Here is a 26,988-nt window from a genome sequence, read left to right as displayed (position 1 = left end):
GAGTACGCCGAGCATTGCTCTGCAAGAATTCACGAGCTTCGTGACCTGCTGCCGGTTTTTCGGACACGAAATTAAGCTAGTCCCACCTTGTTTTCAAATTCCATCGGGCTGAGATAGCCCGGTGTCGAGTGGCGACGTTTCGGATTGTAGAGCGCTCGATGTAATCGACCACGTCTGCCTTTGCATCGTCTCTGGTCCGGTAGACAGCATTCGTACCGTTTTCTCTGTTTTCAGTGAACAAGACGCTCTCTTTATCTCTGGTGCGCGAGCGCGATGGACTCGGCAACCTGCCCATGTCCGGAATCCAGCTTGCTGGTAGCAACTCGGATATGGGAACTTGGCAGGATGGAGAACTTGTTGCCTGGCACGACCGCAATATTTCGTGCCGCAAGCGTTACCAGAGCGAAAGATTCCGATTCCACCGGCACCCAAAGGCAAAGGCCGCTGCCGGGCATGGTGGTAACGCCACGCTCAAGCAGTTCGCGCGCCAACGCATCGCGTCGTTTCTGATAAATGGCGCGTGCGTTCGCGACGATTTCGGAGGTTTCCTTGTCTCGGATGAGCCAGGCCACCGCAGCCTGTAGGACGCGGCTTGTCCAACCGGCGCTGAACGCTCGGTAGGATTGGATCTGTTCGACAATGGCTTTTGATCCTGAGAGAACCGCAAGCCGCAGATCAGGTCCTAATGTCTTCGAAAAAGACACAATACGCACCGTTCTGTCTGGAAAGCGCGAGCCGAGCGACACCGGCTGTGCAGCCGAGATATCAGCAATACCATCATCTTCGATAATCAAAGTGTCGCTATCTGCCAGAACATCGGCCAGCGCCTGCATTCGCTCTGGGGTAACGGTCTGTCCCGTTACCGAATGCAAGCGCGGCTGAAAAAGAAACGCAGCGGGCCGCTCCGTCATCGCCTGTTTCAGCGCAGTGGGCATAGGGCCTTCTTCATCGGACAGCACGGGAACGATTTTCACGCCCAGATCCTCGAGGATATCGAGAAGACGCATAGCGGTCGGGTGCTCGACGGCAACCACCGAGCCCGGACGCACGAGCGCGCGGATGGTGGTGTAAACGCCATTATATCCACCATTGATGGCAAGAAAGGCTTCGGCGGCATAGGGCCAGTCGTCAGCAAGCGCATCTTTCAACTCAGGCACGATGCGGCTGCGCTCGTAGCTGTTCAGATCACTGACAGACGTTGCATGCACCATGGCCTTTGCAAGCGGCGGCAGCAATGTCCGATCAGGAACCGCCATGGAAAGATCGAGAACATTCGCGCCATAATGGCCGGCACTCGCCAACCGCTCCGGCTTTGCGACGAAGCGTTCCGCGCAGACCCAGGTTCCGTTACGCCCGCGACCGCTGACGATCTTCTGCTGGCGCAATTCGCTCCAAGCCTCGGAGATCGTAGCCGGACTAACCCCAAGCTCATAAGCCAGATCGCGAATGGCGGGTAACCGCGTTCCCACCGGCAGCAATCCGGCTCTTACGAGCGCACTCGTTTCCAGCGCAATGCCACGAATGGTTTTGTTGGTTATTTTTTCAGCAAGCCAGCGGGCTTTCACAATCTCGCTCAATTTTTTCTCACTTTAAATGTTCAATAACGTAATAACATTTGTACGAGTTCAAGTGTACATTTACTCTCGAGGCATCAAAAAAACAAACGAGTAAAAAATCATGCCCTTGAAACTTCGTCTTGCCCTTCGAGATTGGGACTATATGACACCGCTCGTTCTGGGAGATGTCTCGTCTCCAAAACTCCAGATCGAGGTCGATCGGGTCAGCACTCTCATTTCGAACATCGCTGAAGACGAGGCTCACGACGCTGCCGAAACCTCCTTCAGCCGCTACGCGCAGATGCGTTACGATGGCGATGAGAGCGTTATCGGTATGCCGAACTTTATCATGCGCGGCTTCCGTCACCGCTGCATCATCACCACCAAGGATAGCCCGATCCGCACGCTTGCCGATCTTGCGGGCAAGAAGATCGGCGTGACCGGCTGGCGCGATTCCGGCAATATATGGACCCGCGCGGCCTGCCGTCGCGAAGGCGTGGGGGTGGAAGACGCCATGTGGTATGCTGGCCGTCTGACGGAAGCCCATCCCATCACCGACCGTCTGGATGGTTTCGGTCGTCCAGGCCGCATCGAGGCGGCGCCGGGCGAACGCCCGATGGTTGATCTGCTGAAGGATGGCGGGCTCGACGCCGTGTTCACCCCCTTCATGCCGAAGGGCTTCTTCGATCAGGACTCCCCTTTCCGACAGGTTCTGACGGATTACCGGGCTTCTGAAGTCGCCTATTTCAACGAAGTCGGTTATGTGCCGGGCATGCATCTTATCGGGTTCAAGGCCCATATCGTGCGCGAAAATCCATGGATCATGGATGAGCTCAGCGAGCTTATCGACGCCTCCCAGCGCATGTGGCTCGACAAGCGCGAAAAATACGCCGACACAACGCCATGGATGATCGACGAGTTGCGCCGTTGCGCTGCGGATCTGCCGCCGGACTGGAGTGCCAGCGGCTTTAACAAAAACGAAGTCATGATCGTCGATTTCGCTAATGAGCTTCACGCTCAAGGCATTCTGCCGCGGCTTTTGACGCCCGCGGAGCTGTTTCCGCTGCACGCCGCAGGCAACTGACGACAACAGACAGACCTTGGCAATTCAACCGTTGCAAACAAGAAGGGGAATACCAAAATGCAAACGAAATTCATTGCTTCCGTCGCCCTTGCCGGGCTCATTCTCGCTGGACCGGCTCTTGCCGAGACGGCGCCCGCTCCAAAGCAGAGCGTGAACGAGGAACTTCGCGCCCGGCTTCCGGAAAAAATCCGCTCCGAAGGAAAGATGGTCTCCGTCAACAATGGATCCTTTCCTCCCTATGAGATCGTAACCGGCACCAAGATGGAAGGCGCAAGCGCCGACCTGACCGATGCGCTGGGCGAGCTGCTCGGCATCAAGATCGAGCATGCAACCGTCGGCGGCCTGCCAGCGCTTCTGGCAGGCGTCAATTCCGGGCGGTACCAGTTTGCATTTGGTCCTGTCGGCGATTTCAAGAGCCGCGAAGAAGCGAATGACTTCGTCGACTGGGTACAGGAATTCGTCGTCTTCGCTGTTCAGAAGGGCAATCCCAAGGACATCGTCTCGCTCGACACATCCTGCGGCCAGCGCATCGCCGTCATGGCTGGCGGCTCGGCTGAGCGCGTGATCCAGGCCCAGGCGGAAAAATGCAAGGCCGATGGCAAGGCCGCGATCGAGGTTCAGTCCTACACCGACCAGCCAAGCTCCATTCTGGCGGTTCGCTCCAAGCGCGCCGACGCCTTCTTCTCCTCTCAGGCGCCGTTGACCTATTTCGTATCCCAGGCCAATGGCCAGCTGGAACTGACGGGCGTCGGACAGAAGAACGGTTTCGATGACCTCTATCAGGGCGCTGTCGTTCCCAAGGGCTCTGAACTCGGCCCGGTTCTTCTCGATGCCATCAAGGTGCTGATGGACAACGGGACCTATGCGGCCATCATGAAGAAGTGGGGTCTTGAGAATAACATCCTCACGCAGCCCGGCATCAATCTCGGGGGCCAGTTGCCAAAATGACGAGCTCTGTTGAAATGAAAGTGCCGCTTTCGGGTGGCGCTGATCTGCGGGATGTGGCGACAGCCCATACCCCGTTTCGTACGGGAAGACTTGTGCTGTGGGTCGTCATCGTCCTCGTCGTCGCCAATTTCGGCTGGATCGTCGCCAACAACGAGAACTTCGGCTGGCCCGTCGTCGCTCAATATTTCTTCGATCCGACCGTCATCAGCGGTCTCTATGTCAGCCTCGGGCTAACCGTCATCGCCATGATCCTTGGCATCATTCTCGGCCTCATCATCGCGATTGCCAGAATGTCGAAAGACGGTCTGGCGAACTCTTTCGCTTCGCTCTTCATCTGGTTCTTCCGCGGCACGCCGCTGCTCGTCCAGCTGATCTTCTGGTACAATATGTCCACCCTCTTTCCGCAGCTCTCCATCTCGATCCCCTTCGGGCCGACGCTTGCAAGCTGGGACACCAATTCCGTAATTACGCCAATGACCGCTGCAATCGTTGGTCTGGCCCTCAATGAAGCGGCCTATATGGCGGAAATCATTCGCGGTGGTCTTCTTTCAGTCGATCGCGGGCAGGCGGAAACGGCAGAAGCCTTCGGCATGACCAAGGCACGCGCACTCTGGCGCATCATCATCCCTCAGGCCATGCGTTCCATCGTTCCGCCCACCGGCAACCAGCTGATCAGCATGATCAAGGCAACATCGCTTGTCAGCGTCATTGCCATGGCCGATCTTCTTTACTCGGTTCAGTCCATCTACAACCGGACCTTCGAGATCATCCCGATGCTGCTCGTGGCAGTAATCTGGTATCTGCTGATCACATCTGTCCTCAATGTGGGTCAGAACTATATAGAGGCCTATTACGGCCGTAGCGACCGCCGCAATACCGGCGTTACAAAGCCAGCACGGGAAGAGGAGGCTAGTCATTGATCTCAGCTACAGACCAGAAGCCTCTCGTGCAGGCCCGCAACGTCCACAAGTCGTTCGATCATCTGGAGGTTCTGAAGGGTATCGATCTGGACGTGATGCCAGGCGAAGTCGTGGTCATCCTCGGGCCGTCCGGCTCAGGCAAATCCACCTTCCTTCGTTGTATCAACCACCTGGAGACAATCCAAAAGGGATCGATTGCCGTCGATGGTGAACAGATCGGCTATCGGGTGAAGAACGACCGGCTGGAGAAGCTCTCCTCCAACAGCATCGCACGCCAGCGTCGCAAGATCGGCATGGTGTTCCAGCAGTTCAATCTCTATCCGCATATGACGGTGCTGCAGAACATCATCGAAGCGCCGGTGGGCGTCCATGGCGAAAGCCGCAAGAATGCAACCCTAAACGCCATGCGCCTGCTGGAACGGGTTGGCTTGTCAGAAAAAGCATCCAGCTATCCGCGCCAGCTTTCCGGCGGGCAGCAGCAACGTGTGGCGATTGCACGAGCTCTGGCAATCAAACCGAAGCTCATGCTGTTCGATGAACCGACTTCCGCGCTCGACCCGGAACTCGTCGGCGAAGTTCTCGCCACGATGCGCGACCTTGCAAGCCAGGGCCTGACCATGATCGTCGTGACGCACGAGATCGGTTTTGCGAAAGAAGCGGCAGATCGGGTCATCTTTATGGATGGCGGCAATATCGTCGAGATGGGCAAGCCGGAGGACGTTATCGGCAACCCGCGACATCCGCGAACACAGGCTTTCCTCTCCCGCTTTCTGTAAGCGAGACGTTTTCTCCCCAACCTGACGCCATTTAACGGCTGGCGTCCTTTTCAAGACCCTGGTGGACCCATGCTAAACGACAACCAATATGCCCGCGTTTCCGATTTCGAGCCCATGGAGGCGGAACTCAAGGCCACGCGCCAATATCTGCACGCCAATCCCGAGCTTTCACAGGAAGAGGTAGAAACCGCTCGCTATGTGGCGGAGAAACTCGAAGCCTGGGGCTTTGAGGTGACCCGCAATGTCGGCGGTCACGGCGTCGTCGCCCGCCTGAAAAACGGCAGCGGGAGCAAGAGCATCGGCATTCGGGCCGATATGGATGCACTGCCGATCATGGAAGAGACCGGGCTTGCCTATGCCAGCAAGACCCCCGGCAAGATGCACGCCTGCGGCCATGATGGCCATACGACCGTTCTGCTCGGCGCTGCCGAATATCTGGCACGCACGCGCCGCTTCGATGGCACCGTGACCCTGATCTTCCAGCCCGCAGAAGAAAACGGCAAACCCTCCGGCGCGCAGAAAATGATTGCGGACGGCCTTTTCGAGCGCTTCCCCATCGACGCGATTTTCGGTCTGCACAATCATCCCGGCGCACCGGAAGGCACAATTTTGACGCGCTCCGGACCGATGATGGCGTCTTCCGACACGGTTAAGATCACGGTCAGGGGCAAGGGCGGCCACGCGTCCCGCCCACATCTGACGGTCGATCCGATCGTCGTGGCCTGTAACCTCGTCGTTGCACTCCAGACCGTCGTTTCGCGCAACATCGACCCCACCCAGACGGCGGTAGTCACCGTCGGTACCATCCATGCGGGAGAGGCGGTCAACGTCATTCCGGAATATGCGAAACTGGCGCTCAGCGTGCGCTGCTTCGAACCCAAGGTGCGCGATCTGCTGGAGCGTCGCATCATCAAGCTCGCGCAGTCCATGGCGGAAGCCTATGACGCCGCCATCGATATCGAGTATGAGCACGGCTATCCAGTCGTTGCCAATTCGGAAGCCGAAACCGCCTTTGCGCGGTGCGTGGCGGAGGAACTGATTGGAAGCGACAAGGTCACCACCTGCCCGCTCATTCCCGGCAGCGAGGACTTCTCCTATTTCCTCGAAAAGAAGCCCGGGAGCTTTCTGCGCCTTGGCAACGGCATGAATTCCGCCATGCTGCACAGCGCCAAATATGACTTCGCCGACGAAACTCTCACGGTCGGAGCAGCCCTATGGGCGCGCTTAGCCGAGCGATTTCTGCAACAGTGATCTGCATTTGGCGAGCCCACGCCACCACTCAACCCCGCCTGTTCGCGGAGCGCCCTGATTGGCATGGTCTGGAGCGATATGGATCCTGGAGGCCGGTGCGCTGAAACCACAGGGATTGGAGAAAAGGTGCCAAGAGAAGGCTTGCACCGGACGGAGCAGGAAATCGTTCGCGGCGCCGTCAGTTTTTTACTGAGTTCGGGTTCGAAGGCCGGACTTGCGGGCGTGCCAAGCGGCTGGGTATGACTCAACCGTTGCCCTGCACTTGTTCCCCAAACAAGGAGACGCTGGTTGAAAGGATATAACACGAAGGGTTCGTCCGGCGATGGATCCCCTCCAGGTCATTATGAGGGCGCCTGCGCACCCTCATAACTCCTCTTTTCAGGGTCGTCTCACCGACGCCACGATGACGTAAAACACAGGGACGAACAAAACGGCAAGGACGGTTGCGGAAATCATCCCGCCGAAAAGACCCGTTCCGATCGCATTTTGTGTTTCGGAACTTGCGCCCCTGGCGATAACGAGCGGAACGATGCCGAGCGTAAAGGCGAGCGAGGTCATGACGATGGGCCGCAGTCGAAGTCGGGAGGCTTCGATGACGGCGTCCTTGAGGGATTGTCCATCCTGCTGCCTCTTTCGCGCAAACTCCACGATCAGCACCGCATTTTTCGCCGACAGGCCGATGAGTGTGATGAGGCCGACTTTGAAGAACACGTCGTTTTCCAACCCGCGCAGATGAACCGCGATGACGGCCCCAAGGATGCCAAGCGGCACGACCATCATGACGGAGAGCGGAACGGTCCAGCTTTCGTAAAGCGCGGCGAGCACCAGGAAAACGATGAGGAATGAAAAGGCCATCAAAATCGGCGCCTGCGCACCGGACTGGCGTTCCTGCAACGATTGACCGGTCCACTCAACCGCAAAGCCTTTCGGTAATTTCGCGGCGAGCCGCTCCATTTCCTGCATCGCCTTGCCGCTGGAGACGCCTGGTGCGGCGGAGCCAGAAATGCTGCTGGATGGATACCCGTTATAGCGGGTAAATTGCAGCGGCATTGTTGACCATTCGGGTGTGACGATTTCCGAGAGACGGACCATCTTGCCGGCATCGTTGCGGACGTGGAGGTTGAGAACGTCATCCAGCTGCATCCGGCTTGAGGCCTTTGCCTGCACGATCACCTGCTGCAGGCGTCCATCGCGTGGGAAATCATTGACGTAGGTCGAGCCGACCGCGCCGCTCAGCGCATCGGCGATGGTTGAATAGGGCACGCCGAGCGCGCTTGCTTTCTGCCGGTCGACGTTCAAGGTGACGCTTGGACCACGGGGAAGTCCATCCATGCGTACATCGCGAACGAGCCTGCTCTCAGCCGCAAGCTGCGTGAGCTGGGCGACAGCCTTGGCAAGCGCCTCTGCCCCGTGGTTGGCACGGTCCTGCAACCTCAACGCAAAACCCGATGTCGTGCCGAGTTCATCGATTGCCGGTGGCTTGAGGCTGAAAACCTGTCCCTCCTCTGCCGTAGCCATCGCGACCGTCGCGGCATTTACTTCTTCATCGACGGTTGTCTTGCGTTCGCCCCACTCCTTGAGCGTGGTGAAGGACATGGCGGTGTTTGGTCCCGAGCCCGAAAAGCCGAAACCCGTAATCGTCAGATTATTGGCAATATCCGACCGGGTCTTGACGTGTTCTTCGAACAGATCGACGACAGCGCGCGTCCGTTCCGCCGTGGCATCCGCCGGTAGAGTGTAGGATGTCATGAACGAGCCCTGATCTTCATCCGGCACAAAGGCCGTTGACACAGTCGCATACCCATAGGCGACCGCGCCGATGATCGCGAGGTAGACCACCATGGTCCGTCCGGTCTTGCGCAGGAGGATGGCGACCCAGCCGGCGTACCGCTCGGTCAGGCGTTCAAAAGCACGGTTGAACCAGCCGAAGAATCCCTTTCTCTGATGGTGATCGGGACTGATCGTCTTCAGCAACGTTGCGCACAGCGCGGGCGTGAGGCTGAGCGCAAGGAAGGCCGAGAACAGAATCGAAACGGCCATCGACACGGTAAACTGCCGGTAGATTGCCCCAACCGAACCGGAAGCCATGCCCATCGGTAGGAAAACCGCCGTCAGAACAAGCGTGATGCCTATGACGGCGCCGGATATTTCCGTCATCGCTTTGCGGGTCGCTTCAAGAGGCGAAAGCCCTTCCGTTGCCATCAGACGCTCGACATTTTCTACGACGACGATGGCGTCGTCGACAATGATGCCGATTGCGAGAACCATGCCGAACATCGTCAGCGCGTTGATCGAATACCGGACGCGGTGAATAGTAGATGCTGCCACGGGTGAAGCCGAGAAGCCTTGGCCTGACGTGCGACCGACAGTTTGTGTGTTCGGTCGATCATTTCTTTCTGCCCAGCAATCCCGCCTTGCCGAGCGCTCCGGCTAAAAAATCGTTCTCCAGTGTCAGCTTACCGATCTCCGTGCAAACGCAGTTTGTCACATGGCGTGAAGCGTTTTGACGTCGACGGTTGGACCCGCCGGTTCTGCCTTGGCTTCATCGCTGAAAACGCCGGTCGCGCCTTCAAGGAGTTGGTCTTTCCACTGTTTGATCTGGTTGGCATGCACGTCGAACTGGTGGGATAATTCCACCAGCGTCTGCTCACCTCGGATCGCGGCGAGCGCCACTTTTGCCTTGAAAGCCGGGCTGTGGTTCCGGCGCGGTCGTCTCGTCATGGTATCTCCTGTTCCCGGCATCTAAGCCGAAGTCAGGCGGAAACTCCACTTATCCTAGCTGTGCGGATTTCCCGAGCCACCTCGACAACCTGATCTATGGGAACATCATCAGCGTTGTGACCGGAGATGACGAGAGTACACCCGCTCTGACAGACGATGGCATTGACGAACTCAGGCAAATGCTGGCCGACGCGCGTAGGTCTGCCAAAAAATGGCAGGAGTTCTTCGATTGCTTCGTCCTCGACGAGGAGATCGTCGCACGCGTCAAGGCATATTCCCCGCGGTAGCAATCGGGCCGTACCTTGAGGCAGAATACCTGAGGGCCAGAAACGCAAAAAGCCCTTGCGTGGCAAGGGCTTGGCGCAATCACAGGGATCGTTGGCTGCGGGGGCCTGAGTACGCCGAGACTTGTTAATTCAAAGATATGGCCGCCTTCAAATCATCAGCGCCGTCAAAGACAACAGTTCCTCAAGACGAAGAAGGCAGCCGATTGACTACATCTGGACATAAAGCTGCAAGCGGACTTCGCGGATCAAATTCCTCCTGTTCGTGCACGAGTCCTGCCTGCTCAATCAACGAAGCGAGCTCTGCGATTGCGCGCTCCGTCATATCGCCACCGATGCGATTTGCACGCTGCGCTTTCGAACCGACTTGCCGAAAAAGGTCTGTACTCATCATGTGTGGCTGCAAGCTTACTCCGATCGATGCAAGATGTTGCTCGATATAACGGAAGATGCGCACACCGCCCCCATCCATGTCTCCCCAATGGTAGGCCGGTGCGCAAGCCTGCCCCGTTAGTCTCACTATCGTCTCCAACACGGGCCGCGACGGGAAACCGCCTGAATAAATCACCAGTCCGTTTTCGCTTTGCCCGATCTCACGGACATACCGAACAAAGGAGGCAATATCAACCGCGCTCAACACACATCGCGACACCCATTCCACCGCCTATACAAAGCGTGGCCAGCCCTTTTTTTACGCTCCGGCGCTTCATTTCGTATATCAACGTATTGAAGATACGTGCACCAGACGCGCCGACCGGATGGCCGAGGGCGATGGCGCCACCGTTGACGTTCACAATGTCGGGGTCCCACCACATGTCGTTGTTGACCGCGCAGGCCTGAGCAGCGAAGGCTTCGTTGGCCTCGACAAGATCAAGGTCGGACACTGACCATCCCGCCTGCTTTAGGGCCTTGCGCGCAGACGGGATTGGTCCTGTTCCCATAATTTGCGGGTCAACACCCGCGGTAGCCCACGATACGATTCGCACCAGCAGTGCGGCGCCTCGCCGCACGGCCTCTTCCTCACTCATCAGCACAACCGCGGCTGCCCCATCATTAATTCCTGATGCATTGCCGGCCGTTATCGTGCCCTCCCTATCGAAGGCGGGACGTAGCTTTTGCAATCCGTCGAACGTTGTATCGTGACGAATATACTCATCGTCTTCCACCACCGTGTCGCCCTTGCGGCCCTTCACGATTACCGAAATGATCTCTTCCTTAAAGCGACCGGCTTTCTGCGCCGCCGCCGCCTTGTGCTGTGAGGCAACCGCGTATTTATCCTGGGTCTCTCGCGTCACATTCCACTGGCGCGCCACATTCTCTGCGGTGGCACCCATGTGGTAGCCGAAGAAGGCATCGGTGAGGCCATCCTTGATCATGGTATCGATCATCTTGAAGTCGCCCATTTTTACACCGCCGCTCAAATGCGCGCAGTGAGGAGCCAGGGACATAGATTCCTGTCCTCCCGCCACCACTATCCGAGCATCGCCATTCTTGATCTGTTGCAGGCCAAGCGCGATGGCACGAAGGCCTGAACCGCATAGCTGGTTAAGTCCCCAAGCCGTGGTTTCGGCCGGGCAACCCGCGGCCATCGAGGCTTGACGTGCCGGGTTTTGTCCTTGTCCGGCCGTGAGGATCTGGCCAAGGATCACTTCGTCCACCTCCGCGCCTTCGACATGCGCTCGAGCCAAGGCTTCTCGGATAGCGACAGCGCCCAATTCATGCGCAGCAACGCTCGCAAAGGCTCCATTAAACGCTCCCACCGGTGTTCGGGCGGCACCCACAACAACGATTGCAACCCATCTCCAGTATTCCTTTCTTCTTTATCTGTTAGGAAGGACGCACCTTGTGTCCCTGTTCGACCAACCAGGAATCATGCAGCCATTTTTCAGTCTTGCGGTGGCCTGGAAATGTCACCCAGACAATGTCGCGCTCGAACACCATGACCTTGCGGTCGGCTCCGACGATCACCCACATCCAGCGACCATCGGCACTGTTGCGCATCTTTACTTTCATGCCGGTGAGAGTGAGGTTTTTGGTGCGTCCGTTGCGCGTGGCGCGCAGCGGTTCGTCATGCGGTTCGATCCAACTGATTTTCATTCCTGGCAGGAGGTCTGGCGCAGAGGCCCGCAGGAAATCCATGGCGATGTTCTGGGTGTCCTCACGTGACGGCAATCGGCCGCCGACCAGATCAAGGTCCATGCGGGCGAAGCCTTTCAGGCGGCCATTGTCTGCAACGACGACGCTGAAGTGCTCGCCTCCAAGTTCGGCGTTACGGCGATCAGCCCTTTCGTAGCGGACAAGCTGCGCGCCTTCGCCGTCTACCGTCACGCGTCGTCGTGCGATTTCGGCATAACCGGCTGGCATGATTTTGGCGACGGTGGCATCGCCAGATTCGATTACGGGACTTGCGGCGGTCATGGCATTTCCTTTCTTGGTATCCGCCAGGGAGGTGGCGGCGCTACCGGCAATGAGACCGAGGACTGTGGCGGTTATCGCTGACAGGGTACGGGGCACAACAATCTCCTCTTTCAGTGCTGAGTTGCGTTTTGTGAACGGCGGTTCGTGACGGTGATGCCGATAGCGGCTGCGAGCAGAAGTCCGGCAGGTAGGAGCCAAAGTGGTAACAAGCCGAAACTGACGAGCGATTGCGTGGCGGGCGGCGCAAAGCTCGCACCGAGGAACAGGCAGAAGCTGTAGATGGCGAGCGCCAGCCCGCGGTTAACGTTCGTGGCACGCCCCGCGACCGTGGCGATCAGTCCCGGCACGGCCAGAGCCACGCCGCCCGACAGGACCACCGACGCAACAGTCAGTGCCACCGCTCCGCCAACTGCGGCGACCACAAGGGCTAACGCTGCGATAATCAAACCCAAACGTGCCGTCAGCGTGGGGCCGAAGCGCCGCGTCATCGGAGCAGCCGCGAAAGCCAGAAGCAGGGGAGGTAACCCGACCAGGCGCATTGTCTGAAGGTCAATACCAGCCCCGCCACCAAGCGCCTGAGCGCCAGCATGGAACACGACAAAACCGAACAGCACCGTAATCGCCGCCGCCCATCCCGACACAACGAGAGGATTGCGCAGTAACTGCATCAATCTGGATTCCGCGTTCCTCGTTTGCACTGCTTGGGCATTGCCACCGCTCTTTGCGGCAAAGAACAATCCAACGGCACCGATCAGGTAGAAAGGGCTTAGTTCAAACATGATCGTTGGCATACCACCACTCCACCGCGCGGCGAAGAATTGTGCAAGGGGCGCCGCGCCGAGGAAGGCGAAACTCATCAGCGAGACGCCCAGGGGCCGATGTTGCGGGGGCAGCTCTTCGGCTACCAACGACAGTGCGGCTGGTGGAAATGTTGAGGCGGCAAAGCCCTGAATTGCGCGAGCGCTCAATAACATGGCGAAATTCGGCGCTAACCCTACCAGAAACGTCGATAGGGCGGTTGCGATGAGACCCGCCAGAATAACCCTCTTACGCCCATAGCGATCGGACAACGGACCAAAGATCAGAAAACCTGCCGCGTAAGCGAATCCGAAGGCCGAGCCGGACAAGACAGCGTTCGCTGGCGTTATACCGAACCGGCCTGCAATATCGGCCACAAGCGGTATCGTCACGTAGAGCTGGCCGACGACCATAAAGCCACATGACATCAAGAGCATGAGAAGGCTGGCGTGCCGGACTGTCATAAATTGAACTCCAGTTTGGGGCTGTTTCCCGATAATATCAACTTAACGTTAGGTGTAGATTTATGTTACGCCTATTCGCGCCATGGCTTAATTAGGCGCGGGCCTCTGCAATCAACATCTTCATCCGCTCGATATTCGCTTCAAGATCGGCTTTGAACGAGTTGAGTTCTACGAGTTGAGCGTTCGTTTTCGTCAGTTGCCCTTCGAGAATTTCCAGAACTTTCGTCTTTCCACGAATACCGTTCCCATCTGAGAAATACAGGTCGATGACACTGGCGATCTCATCAAGACTGAGGCCCAGGCTTTTCAGAACTGCGATTTTTTCTAAGCGCTTGACCGCCGTCTCATCGTAGTAGCGATAGCCAGCTCCTTCCCGCTCGGTGGGGGCCAGAAGTCCTATCCGTTCGTAATAGTGGATCGTGCGATGGCTGACACGTGCACGCGCCGCCAGTTCGCCAATCTGCATCTTGTGGGGCAATATTCGGTCCTTCGTGTGTGCTATCTACACCTGACTGAAGCTTTAACTCCTTTGCCGATTTCGCTCAATGGTTCAAATCGCTTATTCGGGTCTTGGCTGTTCCAGCAGCCGGTTGGCAACAAATCCTGTGGAAATAATACTGATTATCAAAAGGGTCATGTGAACCTGCTGAATTGGACCCTGTTTGATCCAGTATCCGAACCAGAAGCCACCGACCATGAACGCGAGCCACAACGCCATAAAGCCACTTAGTGCCCTTACCGCAGTCGCTCTTGCTGCCTCAATCGGTTCTTGGGCTTTGTGAATTGTTGCAATGGCCAACTGCAGCGCTGCCTTCCAAAGGTAGATCGCGATTGCAGCCTGAACCGTGACGATACCCCAAAGCAGTGCGGTTGCCACCCCAGGTATCGCCCAGGCTCGCCATAAAAGGCCGCTTCCCAAGCCGGCCGGTTCGTTTTCAAGCAGGCGCATTTCAAGCATCGCCCCGAGAAAGAACCTGTTTGTTGACGAATCCGTCGCGTTGTTAATGACAGCAACAGTCATCCAGCTTGCAATACCGAGCATGAGTATGCTTTTAGAAATGAGAACCGGGTTCATGCTGCAGCCCCTGCGGTTGAAAACTCACGTGTCGATAGTACCAGCCACCCAAGACCGCGAGCATGGTCCCCGAGAGCTCCCTCTTCGCCAACGGCCACTGGATGTCCGACGATATTGAGAAGTGGTAAATCGGAAATATGATCGCCGTAGGCAAAGCAGTTTCGAAGCTCTGCCTTCAGTTGCACAGCCAATGTCGATGCCGCCTGCGCTTTGCCCTCGCCAATCATGACTGGAAGAGCGATCTCGCCGGTATATCGCCCGTCCAATTCTTTCAATCTGGTCGCCAGAGTGAAGTCCGCCCCGATGAGGGACGTTAGAGGTTGGAGAATATCTATCCCCGAACCCGAAACGAGCGCTATCCGGTGGCCAGACTGTTGGTGTGCCCGAAGCCGTTTCATTGTGACCGCGATTAAAAACTCGCGGTCGGCCCCGCGAGCTTCGTCCAGCCAGCGGCGTGCCGCACTTCTGATGTCTTCAGCGTCAAGGCCTCGATAAGACATCCAGTACAGGCGATTGATTTCCGAACGGTCCACGCCGCTCTCACTTAAACTATATAAGCGATCGATAGTCTCTTCCGTGTCCTTGGCCAGACCGTGCTGGCCAAGGAATCGCAGGAATGAGAACATGCTTTTGGTGCGGATCAAGGTTTCGTCCACATCGAAGAAAGCTATGATCGGTGAGGTCCCCATGACATTCATCCAACGAGCGCTTGCGGATACAGGGCTTCTTCGACGGTGGCAGCGTAGGCTGCGACTGCCGCTTTGCCCTTGGCAATCTCTTTCGGCTTCAGCATCGCTGGTTCGAAAAGAGTATAAGCGACATTAAGTTCGGTGGTCACTGAACCGTTCTGCCAAACGCTCAAAGCTGATGAAATCCCGATCCTGTCCGATCGTGTATCGTCGAGGTTTACTAGGCGATACTCAACCTGCGCCGGCAGGGCGAAGGTGAAGTTGACGAATTTGGCTGCGATTTGATTGAAAACCACGTAGGATTTCCGGGGTTCGCCGCCCATGTAAGCAAGTTCGCTCACGGCAATGAACATCTGCCGGCAAGCTTCGACCAAGACCATCCCTTGCACATGCTGACCAGTCACATGATCGAGCAAAAGCTCGTTTTGGGCGGACAAGATGAGGTGCGAGCGGTAGTGGTCGGTTCCGATCAGCAGTGGCGTCGAAATCAGTGTGTTTTCTGGTCGATGTTTATGGGTGAGCTTGGAGGTTGCCGGTTTGGGACGATCGTTTCCTGCCCAAAAGACAAGTGATTTGGTCGCATCATTAAGATGAGCAGTAGCTTCAAAAGATATTACTTCATTTTCACTGAGCCCTTGCCCCTGAATGAAGATATCATCGGCAACACAAGTGCGGGATTTCAGCATTGCGCAAGCACTTGAAAATGACAAAACTCCGCAATTATTGGAAAAATCTGAAAATTGATCTGGTACGACAATGAATATAGTCATCTTGTCCCCAATATATGATGAATGCTTAAATTAACTCACTTCCTTATCCTCCCGTAGCAATAAGGGATTAAATTAAACCTTACGTCAAGTGTAGATTTCTTGAGTCATCCATATTCTGCACAACCACTTCATAAACTGCATGTCCTGTTGGTTTCCGCGCAGAACTGAGCCGGTGGGGGTGCGGACGAAAACTTGGACCACCAAGGAGGTAGTTCATGTATTCCTACGCAGACAGACTTCGAGCGGTTGAGCTCTATATCCGGCTTGGCAAGCGGCTTAACGCGACCATTCGCCAGCTGGGATATCCCACCAAGAATGCGCTGAGGGGCTGGTACCGCGAGTACCTACAGCATCTCGACCTGCGTACTCAGCCGGTAGCGCGAGCGCCAAAATATTCAGAGGCTCAGAGGCAGGCGGCACTTGAGCACTTTCGCACCCATGATCGTTGCATCTCTGCGACGATGAGGGCGCTCGGCTATCCCGGTCGAGGAACTCTAACCGCATGGGTTCGTGAGACGTTTCCGGAGGCGCGGACATCGATGGTCGGTCGATCGTGGCATCCTGGCTACTGCGAGGAGGTTCGGCAAGCAGGCGTCATCGGGCTATGCAGTGGAGATGAAACCTCTCAACAGGTCGCTGACCGACTGGGCGTTTCAAGACCGACATTGTATGGCTGGAAAAAGCAGCTACTCGGTCATGAGGGTTCTTCATCCATGAAACGCCGCAAAACCAACTCCAAAGTGCCAGAACGTGAGGAACTTGAGCGACAGCTTGAAGCCCTCCAGCGTGATGTCCGCCAGTTACAACTCGAGCATGATCTCCTGAAGAAGGCCAACGAACTGCTAAAAAAAGGCCTGGGCGTCGATCTGCAGATCCTGAGTAATCGGGAGAAGACCCAGCTGATTGACGCCCTTAAGGAAGTTTATCGCTTGCCAGAGCTGCTTGCCCAGCTTCGGATTGCCCGCAGCTCCTACTTCTACCATCGCGCCCGCATGTGCCTGGCAGACAAGTATGCCGCCGTCCGCCACAGCCTAGCTGAGATCTTTGAAACGAACCGTCGTTGCTACGGTTATCGACGACTGCAGGCGTCGCTGGCCAGACAAAGCGTGGTAATCTCGGAAAAGGTTGTCCAGCGATTGATGAAGCAGGAGCAGCTGGTCGTTGCCAGGCCGCGTCGACGGCGGTTTGGATCCTATCTGGGAGAAATCAGTCCAGCGCCCCAGAACCTGATCAATCGCGACTTCCATGCAGAAGCGCCGAACGTGAAGTGGCTGACAGACATCACCGAGTTCCAGATCCCAGCAGGCAAGGTGTACCTTTCGCCCATCATCGACTGCTTTGACGGCATGGTCATCAGCTGGTCCATCGGAACCCAACCGGATGCAGGTCTCGTCAACACCATGCTGGATGCGGCCATCGGAACCGTCGCCAACGGCGAGGAACGGCCAATCATCCATTCTGATCGCGGAGCCCATTATCGATGGCCCGGCTGGTTAACCCGGATCAGCGAAGCAAGACTGGTCCGCTCGATGTCTCGAAAGGGTTGCTCGCAAGACAACGCCGCGTGCGAAGGCTTCTTCGGCCGGTTGAAAACCGAACTCTTCTATCCACGAGATTGGAAGGCCATGACAATCGAACAGTTCGTCGGGGAGGTAGATGCCTACATCCGCTGGTACAACGAAAAGCGCATCAAGATATCGCTGGGATCGCTCAGCCCGGTCGAATATCGTAAGAGCCTCGGCCTGAGCATTTAAAACAGTCCAACTTTTTATCCGCACCCCCACCGGCTCAGTTCCGCGTGGAAACCAACAATGGCTGGACCTTTCGGAGAGAATCATGCACTTCATACGCCATGCCAGCATCGTTAAGCGAGTGGCCTTGCGCTTCGACGAGTATAGAAGCATCGCGTGGCTGACAAACCAAGCCGGTCGGATCCAGGCCAACCTGCTTGAAGCGCGGCTCGCCGTTAAGAACTTCATCATCTCTTCTTCTGACGATGCCGTTTCCGCTGTGCGAGCGCGCGTCGACCAGACAAAGAAGCTTGCCGTCGAAATGCGCGTGCTTGCGACTGGCGAGGGTCAAATCAAAACCGCAGACTCTACCATTTCAGCAATCGGCGATGACGAGGCAGCCTTCGAGGACGTAGTAGAGCTGCAAACGAAGCGCGACGGGCCGGTCGAAGGCACAGTGAACACGCTGGGCCCGCAGATGGAAGAGGCGTCTGAGAAAATCGTGGCCAGCGTTGCATCGGGCGACAGGCGTGAAGATACGCACCATGCCGCGAACCTGCGCGCCGATCTGATGGAAATGCGTGTCGCCACAAAGCGATTCCTGCTCCTCAACAACGCAGAGAATTTCGATGAAGCCATCGCGGACAGCAATTTGCCCCACGCGCCGCCACATATGCTGGGCGTGATGAACCTGCGGGGCGTAGTCATCCCGATCATCGATCTTGCCGAGCGCCTGGGCGTGCATGGCTCTGTCGACACGCCTCTGCGATTGACTGTCAGTAACTGTAGCTAGGCACGCGCGTGCAGCATTGTTCCAGACGTTGAGGATGCTGAAGGCCTTCTTCGCGATAGCTGCGACTGACCCCGGACGTTTGTTCTTCGCGCCGAAGCAGGGTTAATACAGACCGACGGAATAATCACGGATTTACTGGCCGCTGCACACGGCGTCCGAGGTTAAGCTTACTGTCATCGGGATCATAGGGAACTCCTTCGCGATTTCACGGGAGGCTTTTCAAGATCGACACTTGCCTATAGAGAGGCCCGGTTGTTTTGAACGGCCCTGAGGCGAGGGGATTTTATTTCGATTACGAATGGTCTTGGCTGCATTTGGTTTGGTTGCCTTATTGGTAGCGAGACGAGAGCAACAAAGAGATTTCTCCCGGTTGTACGAGTGACGGCTTGAGTTCAGGCTGAGATGGCGATTTCGGCCATGGTCGTGACGGGTCGTGAGCTGGTCAGTACCAAGAGATCTTCATCCTGAACGATGACCGTTTCGTTTGAACTACTGAATTCTGGTTTTGAAGGCTTCGATTTTAGAGGAGCCTTCTTTGGAACCCGCATCACAGCATCAAGCGCGATAGCTGCCGCGCGCAAAAAATCATGATTGCTCATTGTTGTCTCCGTATTCAGAGATGAACGTGCGGGCCGCAACGGCAGCACGCGAACGGCATCATGCCGCCCGTATAAGCACCTACACAGGTCAGTCTGGCGCGAAACTTGCTTAATATGCACTGAGTTTGTCGGCCCGTGTCCACAATTGGAAAGCCCTATACGATACGCGCAATAATTAAACTTGGGGCATTACCAGATCGTCCTACTGTCACTTTCGGTCGCAATGGTGAAGCCGATAGCTGCACCTGCATATTTTAGAAGCAAATGAATGACTGCAATACAGGCAACTGATTTCAAGTCTTCCTACTCCGGCACGACCTTTGAAGATATGGTTGAGACTTTCTCCAGCCGGTTTGGTCCTTTTAATGCATCACCAGAAGGTTTGGGGCGTGACTTTGAGTGGAAGTCCGGCCTCTGGAGCGATGGTACGGCAACCCTGATCATCAGTGAATTTCAGACTGAGTGGCAGGCACACGCGGTCCAGGAGACGCCTGAGTGGTTATCGATCCTGCTGGCGCAAACGGGTGCCATTGACGTCACACTTGGTGGTCACAGGGTCGAAGGCCCACCGGGTAAGGTGCTCGTCGTGAACAATCATGAAGCTGAGCGCTTCCATATCCGCGGAGCCCCACATCGTTCGGAGGCCCTGCGGCTCGACTGGGGCGTCATGGTGCAAGCGGTCGCTGCGATTTTTGAGAGGCCGCTGGATGGATCACTCGCGCTGATGCCGGTCCTGGATTTCTCCCTCCACTCGGGTGAGTTGATCGGCAATCTTGCAAGAGCCATCTCGTTTGGCATGCGCGACAACGGACCACTATTTCGCTCTCCTATCGCGATGTCCAACCTGACCAATGCGCTGGCTGACCTAATTGTACGAACGGTTCCCCATCGGCTCTCACATCTGCTGGACAGAAAAGTCCATCTGATTGCACCGAGGCACGTCCACCGTGCGGTTGATTTCATGCATGAAAATATTGACCAGCCGATATCCATGTCGATGATCGCAGAGGCGGCCGGCGTTTCCGTTCGCACGCTTGAGAATGGGTTTCGTGCTTTCAGGGAAACGACGCCCGCCGCTTATCTTCGCAGCATCCGTCTGAAAGCGGCCCGCGAAGACCTTCTCGATCCGTTCAACAACCAGTCCGTGAAGGGTATCTGTCTGAAATGGGGTTTCTTTCATTTCGGGCGGTTTGCTCTCGCCTACCGAGCCGCTTACGGCGAGAGCCCATCGGAAACAAGGAAGCGCCTGCCAACGATTTGAGGCTGTTATCGGGATGTCGGTAAAGTGTCCGTTTTTCGCGAATACTATCCCGTTTGCGCAGCCGTTTTAGTTCGCGGCTCACGAGGCAAGATATTGTTAATTTTATTGACGTTTTGGTTGGCCCGACGATGCCACTCATCAGTGACCAGCGGTCGCGATGTCTTAGAAGGCGTCTTCTCCGCTCGAATGATTTGAAGCGGTCCTTTTCAAACATGATCCATATCCTTGTTGACGCCCGCGCAGGTAAAGGGAGCGTCCGTGAGCCCGCGCGGATCTGCTTCTCACTGCCTGTTAATCTCTTCCAGAGGCACGCTTTATATGTCCATGAAATCCCTGAAAATTGGCACGAAATTGCTGGGTCTGACGCTTCTCACAGTTGCCACTGGCTCGGGAGTCAGCTTCTACGAGGCAAGGAAGCTTCGGTCGATTGACACTACCTACAGCGCGGTTATCGATACCGACGTTAATGGCGCACTCACCATTGCGGCGATCGACAACAATCAGGAGGCGATCGGCCGTCTTCTGTACCGGATGATTGCGGAGCAGACGCAAGAGGAAATGCGGAAGTCCAGGCAGGAAATGGAAGAGACGTTCGTTCAAACGGCCAAACTCATCGAAGAACCGTTTCGCATTGACGGACGTACGATCGAAGTCGGAGCAAGCATCGGTGTCGTTGCCCGGACAGGCAACGAGGAGCCGATGGAACTACTCTGGAGAGCCGATGTGGCGCTCTGTCGCGCCAAGGAAAACGGCAAAGGTCATGCCGTTGGGTATGTTCCTGAGCTTGATCAGGAGCGTCAGCGCATTTCCGACCTCGAAGGTGAATTGCGTCAGGCCATAAACAGCGGATCCGTCCAGCCCGTGTTCCAGCCCCTCGTATCCGCGTCGACTGGCACGGTTCTCGGCGTGGAAGCCCTGGCGCGGTGGCAAACCAGCGCTGGGAGCATCAGCCCGGAGGTGTTTATTCCCCTTGCGGAGAAGTCCGGCCTCATCGATGCACTCGGAATGCATATGTTGCGCGCGTCGATCCGGCATGCCAAGGGCTGGCCGGGGCTTGCCCTGTCGGTCACGGCCCTCGACATCCCCGTTACTGCCGAGGGAATCGAGAACACGCACCAGGCGGAAATCCTGCGGCAGACGGGATGCGACCAGTTCCAAGGTTTTCTCGTCGGCAAACCGATGTCAGCGGCTGAAATAGCCGTGAAGCTTACTCAACAAGGTGTCGCTGCATGACGACGAATAAGAAAATACAATGGCGTGCCGATGCTACTCATCCCAAGATTGATGACCACGACGCGCGACTACACGACGAGCGAGCGCATTTCACCATGCTTGGAGGGCGAATTCGGTACCATAATTCGCTTCTGTCAAGATTGAGATCGCTAAGCCGCAATCGCGATGGCGGCATTGCAATCATGGCGGCGTTTTGCTTGCCGATCGTCATCGGATTTGCAGCTCTCGCAGTGGAATATGGTTACGGCCTGCTGGTTCGAGACGAGAACCAGCGGGTTTCCGATCTTGCCTCCTATGCCGGCGCGCTCGCCTACAGCACCACAAAGTCGGAAGATAAGATGAAGGTCGCGGCACTCGCGGTGGCGAAGCTCAACGGCGTCGATGGCGCCGATGTTAAGGTCTCCCTGACCGCCTCCCCGAAGGATGCCCGTGTTCAGGCGGTGCACGTTGCGATTACCACCACGAACACGCTCGTTCTTGCGCCCGTTCTCGGCGTCAGTCCGAAGCTCGAAATCGGCGCCCAGGCCTATTCGTCTATTGGTGCGGCAGAAAATGGCTGCATTGTCGCCCTGGACAAGTCCGCGTCGGGCGTCACCCTTTCCGGCGGCGTACAGGCGAATGCCGGTAAATGTTATGTCGCCTCCAACAGCGATATCGTGGCCCCGTGCGGAACCAAAATCACGGCCAAAAGCGCCACCTATTACGAAGGCGCATCGGAGCCGTGCCAGTGGTCAAGCAACATCGTCCAGGCAGACGGCAGTCCAGCACCCGTTACCCGGCAATATACGAGTGATCCTCTCGCAGAAAATAAAGGGGTCGCGACGCTTCATGACCGTTTCGATATCATCCGCAAGGCGTCATGGCCATTTGCGGTCAAGGTCGGCAAAGGACCCGATATAGAATTTGGCGACAAGGCGACACCGGTGCAGACCGCCGCGGCGATAGAGGCTGTTGGGTGTCGCTACGACTCGTCCAATTTTAATCAGTACTGGATGTCCAGATGGGACATCACCTGTTCAGGCTCCGAGGTTAATATCGGGTCACTACGGGTCCATGGCGACATTCAGGTAAAGTTCAATGTCACTGGCAGCAAGAACACGACCTATAATTTCTCCGGTAGAATCCAGAACGCCCAGGGCACGAAACTGGAATTCGGTGACGGGACGTTCAATGTCGCCGGAGGTATTATCGGTGCTGATCTTACATTTGGTTCCGGTATCTTCCACGTCGGACAGATTGTACCGAAAGCGGAATGGAACGAATCAAAGCAGGCGCTCTGCAGCGGAAATGCCCTCTACAGCCTGTGCAGCGATGGTAAGCTGACGATTGATGGCCCCAGCACTTTCGTTCTTGACGCGGGCCTCCATACCGGCGATGGCGCAATGATGAAGCTCGGCGCGGGAACCAGCAACAGCTACATCATCGGCAAGTCGAGCGGTGACAATGCGATCGGAGTGGGCGGCGGCTCCGTGACTGCTTTGGCGGACGCCAGTTCCGGCAAGGGTGTCTTTCGTGTCGATGGCGACGTCGACGGAGGTGGCGGCGGGAGTTGCATCACATTCCCGGCCAGCGCACAGCACGATATCTCCGGGAACGTCAATCTCGCCGGGGGAGCGAAGCTGGGCGCCGGCGTCTATGCGGTGGACGGGTATTTCTCGGTTCATACCGGTGGAGCCAATTGCAGCGACACCGCAGCCGTTTCCGGGACGAATGTCACCATCGCCATCTCTGGTACCGAGACACCGTCCGATTGGGAGTGTAAGGATAAGGCCTTCTGTCTGACCGGCGGCAACGCCATCACCCTGACGGCGCCCTCCAGCGGAGACCATGCCAACCTCGCGGTGATTGGTCCGCAGTCCTCAAAACGAACGGCGGGCGCAGAGATTACTTCGGGCGGACGCGGCAGGATCTCCGGGGCATTTTATTTCCCGAATGGCGCAATTGACTTCGGTGGCGGCGGGCAAATCGGCGACGCGGCGACCGGCTGCCTGCAACTGATCGGCGCCAGCATATCCCTGTCTGGCGGTTCGCAGATGATGTCCGAGTGTAAATTACAAACCGGCAGCGGCAAGGTGGCTTTGGTCCAATGATATTCAATCAACACGCAACCGGAAGGGATATGAGCTCTCCTGTCGAGAACAGATGGTGTCGGCTGATCGAAGACGCCAGGGGTATTGCTGCAATCGAGTTTGCGCTCGTTGCGCCGCTCTTCGCGCTTATCCTTGCAGGCAGCCTTGATCTTGGATTGCTGCTTTTCTCCCGCTTCCAGTTGGAAGCGGCAGTCTCGGACAGCGCAAGCTATGCCATGGTTCATACCGATCAGGTCGACAGCACAAACGGTGACGATTTGGCCGCAAAAATGGCGACAATCATCGCGGGCGGAATAGCCTCCAGTGAAACGCATGCCGAGATTGTCGTGAACAATGGCGCCAAAGCGGACTACGACGGGACGAAGATCAAGTTGAGCGGAGCAGCAAGCCAGTCCAATTCCTGTTATTGCCCGACCGGGGGAGCCTGGACGCTGAATTGGGGAGGCGTCCGTTCTTGCGGGACATCCTGTCCTGGCGGCACCATCGGCGGCAAGTATGTCGTGATTACCGTGAAACAGGCTTACGCTCCGTTGTTTACGAGCTACGGCATGGTCAAAGACGGCTTTTTGTACGCCAGCGCCGTGGTGCAAACGAAATGAGCGGCGGCTTTCAAAAGCTCTGGCGCTCAAATTCCGGCGCAACTGCCGTCGAATTCGCCCTCGTCATGCCGGTATTTTTGCTGCTGCTGTTCGGCATCATGGAGTTCGGTCGGATGCTCTGGACCAGCCACGCGCTTCATGACACTGCGATCGCCACGGCACGGTGCATGGGAGTGCCACAGCTCGAGTGCGAGGAGAATGGTGTCTATAGCGCCACCAAGGCGATGGCGTTTGCGAAGAACACGGCGGCAGGCTGGTACGTCAGTTTGGATAGCGCGTCGGTTACCCTCGATCATGAGGCCGATTGTTACGGATTGGCGGGGTTTTCGCATGTTAAGATCAGTCATCAGTTTTCCACCGTCGTACCCTCCCTGTTGACATCCCTTGCCGGGGGCACTGGTCTCAGAGCGGAAGCCTGCTTTACAAATCACTGACGAAGAGACGAAATTCTGTCCCGGACGGGTCCGAAGCTCAATCGAGTTCATGTAAATTCGTGGGGCAGCAGCCATCACGCGAATCCGCACGACAAAACGTGCCACCCTGTTGACCGTGACCCGGATTTCGAACTGCTCTTGTCCATACCCGACAAGCCTTAAATCACTCAGGAGAATCGCGCTCTGCAGCAGGGAAATATGAGCGCGAGTAAAACTAAGATACAAACCATGGATTTGCGTTGTGAATGGAGAAAGTACTGCGATTTTCAATAAAAATTCTCATAAAATTAACACTTATATTTTAGAATCGAAGTCGAATTGCGTTTGCATGTGAAAGTACAGAGCGATTTTTCCCGCTTTCGCATTGTCGCGTGTCAGATCGGCCATTAGGTTGCTTCAAAGGATGTATGGAAGATGGTAAAGTTTAGGGTGTTCGGCGTAGTTGCGCGCCTTGTAACAGGTTTTGGGGTCCTGCTCGTTCTGATGATGGGCTTGACGCTTTACTCCACGAAACAGGTGTCAGAGATCAACGACAACCTCGGCGTGATCAATGACGTGAACAGCGTCAAGCAGCGCTATGCCATCAACTATCGGGGTAGTGTCCATGATAGGGCGATCGCGATCCGGGACGTAACCCTTGTCGCAACTGCAGAGGAGCGGCAAGCTACCATCGATTTGATTGTAAAGCTTGCCGCAGCTTACGCCGAAAACGAGAAAAAGATGGCGGACATGATTACTTCGTCCGTCGGCGCAACTGCCGACGAGCGTGCAATCCTGAACGAAATTGCGGGCATACAGGCTAAAACCAACCCGCTTGTCACAGAAATCATCTCGCTTCAGACAAAAGGGGCTTCTGATGAAGCTCGGAAGATTCTTCTGGAACAGGCGCGGCCACTATTCGTTACCTGGTTAGGGGCAATCAACAAGTTCATCGACTATCAAGAGAACCTGAACAAGGCGACTGGCGCAGAAGTGCGTGGAGCAGTCAGCGGGTTCAACTCGCTCGCATTCATGGCTTTAGGAGGCGCGGTCTTTATCGCTTTGATCGTCGCGACCTTGACTGCACGCTCGATCGTTGCCCCGATGGGTAGGCTGCAAGGGTCGCTGGAATCCATGGCCGAAGGCAACATGGAAGGGGATCGATATCTGGAGCAGCGCGGCGACGAAATCGGAAAGCTGGCGCGCGCAGTTGCCACGCTACGAGATGTAATTTCCGCAAAGGCTGTGGCGGACACGGAGCGGGAGGCAAAACGCTCCAGCGAAGAGCGCACGCGGCTGGAAGTAGACGCCCAGGAGCGGTCCAATCTTGCCGAGCAGACGAGCGCTGCTGTAACCCAACTCGCAGACGCCCTGCAGGCATTGGCGAACGGCGATCTCACCCGGAGCATTACAACCCCCTTTATTCCTTCGCTCGACCAGTTGCGGACCGACTTCAATCAAGCTGTCGAACGGCTGCGCGGTGCCATGCAAAAAGTGGCTGAAAATGCGAGCGCCATTGCATCCGGCGCACAAGAAATTCGTTCTTCTTCCGATGATCTTGCAAAGCGCACGGAAAACCAGGCGGCTTCCATTGAGGAAACTGCGGCAGCCCTGGAAGAGATCACGACGACCGTTTCCGATTCGAGCAACCGTGCCCAAGAAGCAGGACAGCTTGTCCGTCGAACAAAGGAAAGCGCCGAGCATTCCGGCCGCGTCGTGCGAGATGCCGTTGACGCAATGGGGAAAATAGAGGCTTCAGCCTCCGAGATCGGTAACATCATCGGCGTTATCGACGAGATCGCGTTCCAGACAAACCTGCTGGCGCTGAACGCAGGTGTTGAAGCTGCCCGCGCCGGAGACGCCGGAAAAGGCTTCGCAGTGGTTGCCCAGGAAGTGCGCGAGCTGGCGCAGCGGTCGGCCAAGGCGGCCAAAGAAATCAAGGATCTGATCAATACCTCCAACGACCATGTTAAGCGTGGCGTGAACCTCGTCGGGGAAACCGGGAAAGCCCTCGAAGAGATTGTCGTCCAGGTCCAGCAGGTTGATGGCAATGTCAGCGCGATCGTGGAAGCTTCCAGGGAACAGGCGACAGGTCTCAAGGAGATCAATACGTCTGTCAACACGATGGATCAGGGCACGCAACAAAATGCGGCTATGGTGGAGCAATCGACCGCGGCAGCCCATAATCTGGCTTCCGAAGCCGGGGCACTGTTTCAACTGCTTGCTCAATTCAACATCGGAACGCAGGGGGCAGCAAATCATAGCAAAGCGCCCAGCATTGTCGCACCTGCCGCCGTCAGGTCAAATCCGGTTGCTTCGCCAGCCCGCCAAATGAGGGCGAGACTTGCGTCTTCCTTCCACGCCAACGCTGCTGTTTCCGATGCAAGTTGGGAAGAATTCTAGGCGCAGGTGAGACTGACGCGGTAGGGCGCATGCCCTGCGGCCGTGCTGAACTGATGGGGTGGATGCCCCCATCGGAGTATGATGCCTGCCCAGCGCCATGGTGGCGCTCACGG

The 26,988-nt window shown here is 56.6% G+C and carries 21 protein-coding genes and 6 pseudogenes; 14 read left to right on the top strand and 13 right to left on the bottom strand.

Annotation, left to right across the window (positions count from 1 at the left end; translation table 11 throughout):
* Positions 1-71: 71 nt before the first annotated feature.
* A pseudogene (locus O9X91_RS17905) lies at positions 72-237 on the bottom strand (IS3 family transposase); the annotation flags it as partial.
* Positions 238-251: 14 nt separating this feature from the next.
* Positions 252-1,577, bottom strand: a complete 1,326-nt coding sequence (locus O9X91_RS17900) for an aminotransferase-like domain-containing protein (protein ID WP_077983168.1) — start codon at positions 1,575-1,577, stop codon at positions 252-254.
* 100 nt (positions 1,578-1,677) lie between these two features.
* On the opposite strand from O9X91_RS17900, the gene O9X91_RS17895 reads away from it, so the two are divergent.
* The 5 genes from O9X91_RS17895 (at position 1,678) to O9X91_RS17875 (ending at position 6,535) form a co-directional block, all read left to right on the top strand.
* The gene (locus tag O9X91_RS17895) at positions 1,678-2,640 is read left to right on the top strand and encodes an ABC transporter substrate-binding protein (protein WP_142913309.1); all 963 of its coding nucleotides are present in this window, start codon (positions 1,678-1,680) and stop codon (positions 2,638-2,640) included.
* 57 nt (positions 2,641-2,697) lie between these two features.
* Positions 2,698-3,588: an ABC transporter substrate-binding protein gene (locus tag O9X91_RS17890; protein WP_077983170.1), complete on the top strand. Its 891-nt coding sequence runs from the start codon at positions 2,698-2,700 to the stop codon at positions 3,586-3,588.
* Positions 3,585-4,508 (top strand): amino acid ABC transporter permease, encoded by a 924-nt coding sequence (locus O9X91_RS17885; RefSeq protein ID WP_137411816.1) that lies wholly within the window; start codon positions 3,585-3,587, stop codon positions 4,506-4,508. The genes O9X91_RS17890 and O9X91_RS17885 overlap by 4 nt, the downstream gene beginning before the upstream one ends.
* Positions 4,508-5,284: an amino acid ABC transporter ATP-binding protein gene (locus tag O9X91_RS17880; protein ID WP_162520532.1), complete on the top strand. Its 777-nt coding sequence runs from the start codon at positions 4,508-4,510 to the stop codon at positions 5,282-5,284. The genes O9X91_RS17885 and O9X91_RS17880 overlap by 1 nt, the downstream gene beginning before the upstream one ends.
* Positions 5,285-5,353: 69 nt before the next feature.
* Complete coding sequence (locus O9X91_RS17875; RefSeq protein WP_142913311.1) at positions 5,354-6,535, top strand: M20 aminoacylase family protein; 1,182 nt, start codon at positions 5,354-5,356, stop codon at positions 6,533-6,535.
* A 378-nt stretch (positions 6,536-6,913) separates the two neighbouring features.
* Here the strand turns inward: O9X91_RS17875 and O9X91_RS17870 are convergent.
* Together O9X91_RS17870 and O9X91_RS17865 are read right to left on the bottom strand one after the other, a co-directional pair.
* Positions 6,914-8,839: pseudogene (locus O9X91_RS17870) on the bottom strand (efflux RND transporter permease subunit); the annotation flags it as partial.
* Positions 8,805-9,277: pseudogene (locus O9X91_RS17865) on the bottom strand (transposase family protein); the annotation flags it as partial. The pseudogenes O9X91_RS17865 and O9X91_RS17870, both read right to left, overlap by 35 nt.
* A gap of 53 nt (positions 9,278-9,330) precedes the next feature.
* Here O9X91_RS17865 and O9X91_RS17860 point away from each other — a divergent pair.
* Positions 9,331-9,543, top strand: a pseudogene (locus tag O9X91_RS17860) (hypothetical protein); the annotation flags it as partial.
* Between the two features lie 181 nt (positions 9,544-9,724).
* Here the strand turns inward: O9X91_RS17860 and O9X91_RS17855 are convergent.
* The 8 genes from O9X91_RS17855 to O9X91_RS17820 all read right to left on the bottom strand — a co-directional run bounded on the left by O9X91_RS17855 (position 9,725) and on the right by O9X91_RS17820 (position 15,754).
* Positions 9,725-10,177: a Wadjet anti-phage system protein JetD domain-containing protein gene (locus O9X91_RS17855; RefSeq protein ID WP_161596363.1), complete on the bottom strand. Its 453-nt coding sequence runs from the start codon at positions 10,175-10,177 to the stop codon at positions 9,725-9,727.
* The gene (locus O9X91_RS17850) at positions 10,164-11,330 is read right to left on the bottom strand and encodes an acetyl-CoA C-acetyltransferase (protein WP_142913313.1); all 1,167 of its coding nucleotides are present in this window, start codon (positions 11,328-11,330) and stop codon (positions 10,164-10,166) included. Before O9X91_RS17850 ends, O9X91_RS17855 begins: the two co-directional genes overlap by 14 nt.
* Before the next feature lie 37 nt (positions 11,331-11,367).
* Positions 11,368-12,054, bottom strand: coding sequence for a hypothetical protein (locus tag O9X91_RS17845; protein ID WP_269834023.1), 687 nt, complete (start codon positions 12,052-12,054; stop codon positions 11,368-11,370).
* A 14-nt stretch (positions 12,055-12,068) separates the two neighbouring features.
* The gene (locus tag O9X91_RS17840) at positions 12,069-13,220 is read right to left on the bottom strand and encodes an MFS transporter (RefSeq protein WP_142913314.1); all 1,152 of its coding nucleotides are present in this window, start codon (positions 13,218-13,220) and stop codon (positions 12,069-12,071) included.
* Positions 13,221-13,311: 91 nt separating this feature from the next.
* On the bottom strand, positions 13,312-13,698 hold the full coding sequence (locus O9X91_RS17835; protein WP_204814848.1) for a MerR family transcriptional regulator: 387 nt from the start codon (positions 13,696-13,698) through the stop codon (positions 13,312-13,314).
* An 81-nt stretch (positions 13,699-13,779) separates the two neighbouring features.
* On the bottom strand, positions 13,780-14,295 hold the full coding sequence (locus O9X91_RS17830) for a DUF2165 family protein (protein ID WP_142913315.1): 516 nt from the start codon (positions 14,293-14,295) through the stop codon (positions 13,780-13,782).
* Entirely contained in the window at positions 14,292-14,984 is a 693-nt protein-coding gene (locus O9X91_RS17825) for an HAD family hydrolase (protein WP_161596364.1), read from the bottom strand. The genes O9X91_RS17830 and O9X91_RS17825 overlap by 4 nt, the downstream gene beginning before the upstream one ends.
* 5 nt (positions 14,985-14,989) lie before the next feature.
* Positions 14,990-15,754 (bottom strand): AfsA-related hotdog domain-containing protein, encoded by a 765-nt coding sequence (locus O9X91_RS17820; RefSeq protein ID WP_142913317.1) that lies wholly within the window; start codon positions 15,752-15,754, stop codon positions 14,990-14,992.
* A gap of 215 nt (positions 15,755-15,969) precedes the next feature.
* On the opposite strand from O9X91_RS17820, the gene O9X91_RS17815 reads away from it, so the two are divergent.
* The gene (locus O9X91_RS17815) at positions 15,970-17,508 is read left to right on the top strand and encodes an IS3 family transposase (RefSeq protein WP_142914332.1); all 1,539 of its coding nucleotides are present in this window, start codon (positions 15,970-15,972) and stop codon (positions 17,506-17,508) included.
* A 628-nt stretch (positions 17,509-18,136) separates the two neighbouring features.
* Positions 18,137-18,238 (top strand): annotated as a pseudogene (locus tag O9X91_RS23905) (chemotaxis protein CheW); the annotation flags it as partial.
* A 431-nt stretch (positions 18,239-18,669) separates the two neighbouring features.
* Here the strand turns inward: O9X91_RS23905 and O9X91_RS17805 are convergent.
* Entirely contained in the window at positions 18,670-18,876 is a 207-nt protein-coding gene (locus O9X91_RS17805; RefSeq protein ID WP_142914321.1) for a hypothetical protein, read from the bottom strand.
* Positions 18,877-19,144: 268 nt separating this feature from the next.
* Between O9X91_RS17805 and O9X91_RS17800 the strand changes: the two genes are divergently transcribed.
* From O9X91_RS17800 to O9X91_RS17775, 6 genes and pseudogenes are all read left to right on the top strand, one after another.
* Positions 19,145-20,137, top strand: coding sequence for a helix-turn-helix transcriptional regulator (locus tag O9X91_RS17800; protein WP_142914320.1), 993 nt, complete (start codon positions 19,145-19,147; stop codon positions 20,135-20,137).
* Positions 20,138-20,704: 567 nt separating this feature from the next.
* Positions 20,705-21,370: pseudogene (locus O9X91_RS17795) on the top strand (EAL domain-containing protein); the annotation flags it as partial.
* Complete coding sequence (locus tag O9X91_RS17790) at positions 21,367-23,460, top strand: pilus assembly protein TadG-related protein (protein ID WP_244614311.1); 2,094 nt, start codon at positions 21,367-21,369, stop codon at positions 23,458-23,460. The pseudogene O9X91_RS17795 and the gene O9X91_RS17790, both read left to right, overlap by 4 nt.
* 29 nt (positions 23,461-23,489) lie before the next feature.
* On the top strand, positions 23,490-24,059 hold the full coding sequence (locus O9X91_RS17785; protein WP_142914318.1) for a TadE/TadG family type IV pilus assembly protein: 570 nt from the start codon (positions 23,490-23,492) through the stop codon (positions 24,057-24,059).
* Positions 24,056-24,493, top strand: coding sequence for a TadE/TadG family type IV pilus assembly protein (locus O9X91_RS17780; RefSeq protein WP_142914317.1), 438 nt, complete (start codon positions 24,056-24,058; stop codon positions 24,491-24,493). Before O9X91_RS17785 ends, O9X91_RS17780 begins: the two co-directional genes overlap by 4 nt.
* Positions 24,494-24,907: 414 nt before the next feature.
* Positions 24,908-26,875: a HAMP domain-containing methyl-accepting chemotaxis protein gene (locus O9X91_RS17775; RefSeq protein WP_142914316.1), complete on the top strand. Its 1,968-nt coding sequence runs from the start codon at positions 24,908-24,910 to the stop codon at positions 26,873-26,875.
* Positions 26,876-26,988: the final 113 nt, after the last annotated feature.

The sequence above is a fragment of the Agrobacterium salinitolerans genome, assembly GCF_027498475.1.
GTDB lineage: Bacteria > Pseudomonadota > Alphaproteobacteria > Rhizobiales > Rhizobiaceae > Agrobacterium > Agrobacterium salinitolerans.
This window is presented reverse-complemented; position numbering and strand designations above follow the sequence as displayed.

Bases quoted from the DNA above. Each gene is read 5' to 3' on its own strand.
- O9X91_RS17820 (WP_142913317.1), bottom strand. From the start codon at position 15,754: ATGACTATATTCATTGTCGTACCAGATCAATTTTCAGATTTTTCCAAT.
- O9X91_RS17895 (WP_142913309.1), top strand. From the start codon at position 1,678: ATGCCCTTGAAACTTCGTCTTGCCCTTCGAGATTGGGACTATATGACA.
- O9X91_RS17815 (WP_142914332.1), top strand. From the start codon at position 15,970: ATGTATTCCTACGCAGACAGACTTCGAGCGGTTGAGCTCTATATCCGG.
- O9X91_RS17790 (WP_244614311.1), top strand. From the start codon at position 21,367: ATGACGACGAATAAGAAAATACAATGGCGTGCCGATGCTACTCATCCC.
- O9X91_RS17775 (WP_142914316.1), top strand. From the start codon at position 24,908: ATGGTAAAGTTTAGGGTGTTCGGCGTAGTTGCGCGCCTTGTAACAGGT.
- O9X91_RS17800 (WP_142914320.1), top strand. From the start codon at position 19,145: ATGACTGCAATACAGGCAACTGATTTCAAGTCTTCCTACTCCGGCACG.
- O9X91_RS17840 (WP_142913314.1), bottom strand. From the start codon at position 13,220: ATGACAGTCCGGCACGCCAGCCTTCTCATGCTCTTGATGTCATGTGGC.
- O9X91_RS17830 (WP_142913315.1), bottom strand. From the start codon at position 14,295: ATGAACCCGGTTCTCATTTCTAAAAGCATACTCATGCTCGGTATTGCA.
- O9X91_RS17780 (WP_142914317.1), top strand. From the start codon at position 24,056: ATGAGCGGCGGCTTTCAAAAGCTCTGGCGCTCAAATTCCGGCGCAACT.
- O9X91_RS17805 (WP_142914321.1), bottom strand. From the start codon at position 18,876: ATGAGCAATCATGATTTTTTGCGCGCGGCAGCTATCGCGCTTGATGCT.
- O9X91_RS17825 (WP_161596364.1), bottom strand. From the start codon at position 14,984: ATGGGGACCTCACCGATCATAGCTTTCTTCGATGTGGACGAAACCTTG.
- O9X91_RS17785 (WP_142914318.1), top strand. From the start codon at position 23,490: ATGAGCTCTCCTGTCGAGAACAGATGGTGTCGGCTGATCGAAGACGCC.
- O9X91_RS17875 (WP_142913311.1), top strand. From the start codon at position 5,354: ATGCTAAACGACAACCAATATGCCCGCGTTTCCGATTTCGAGCCCATG.
- O9X91_RS17890 (WP_077983170.1), top strand. From the start codon at position 2,698: ATGCAAACGAAATTCATTGCTTCCGTCGCCCTTGCCGGGCTCATTCTC.
- O9X91_RS17885 (WP_137411816.1), top strand. From the start codon at position 3,585: ATGACGAGCTCTGTTGAAATGAAAGTGCCGCTTTCGGGTGGCGCTGAT.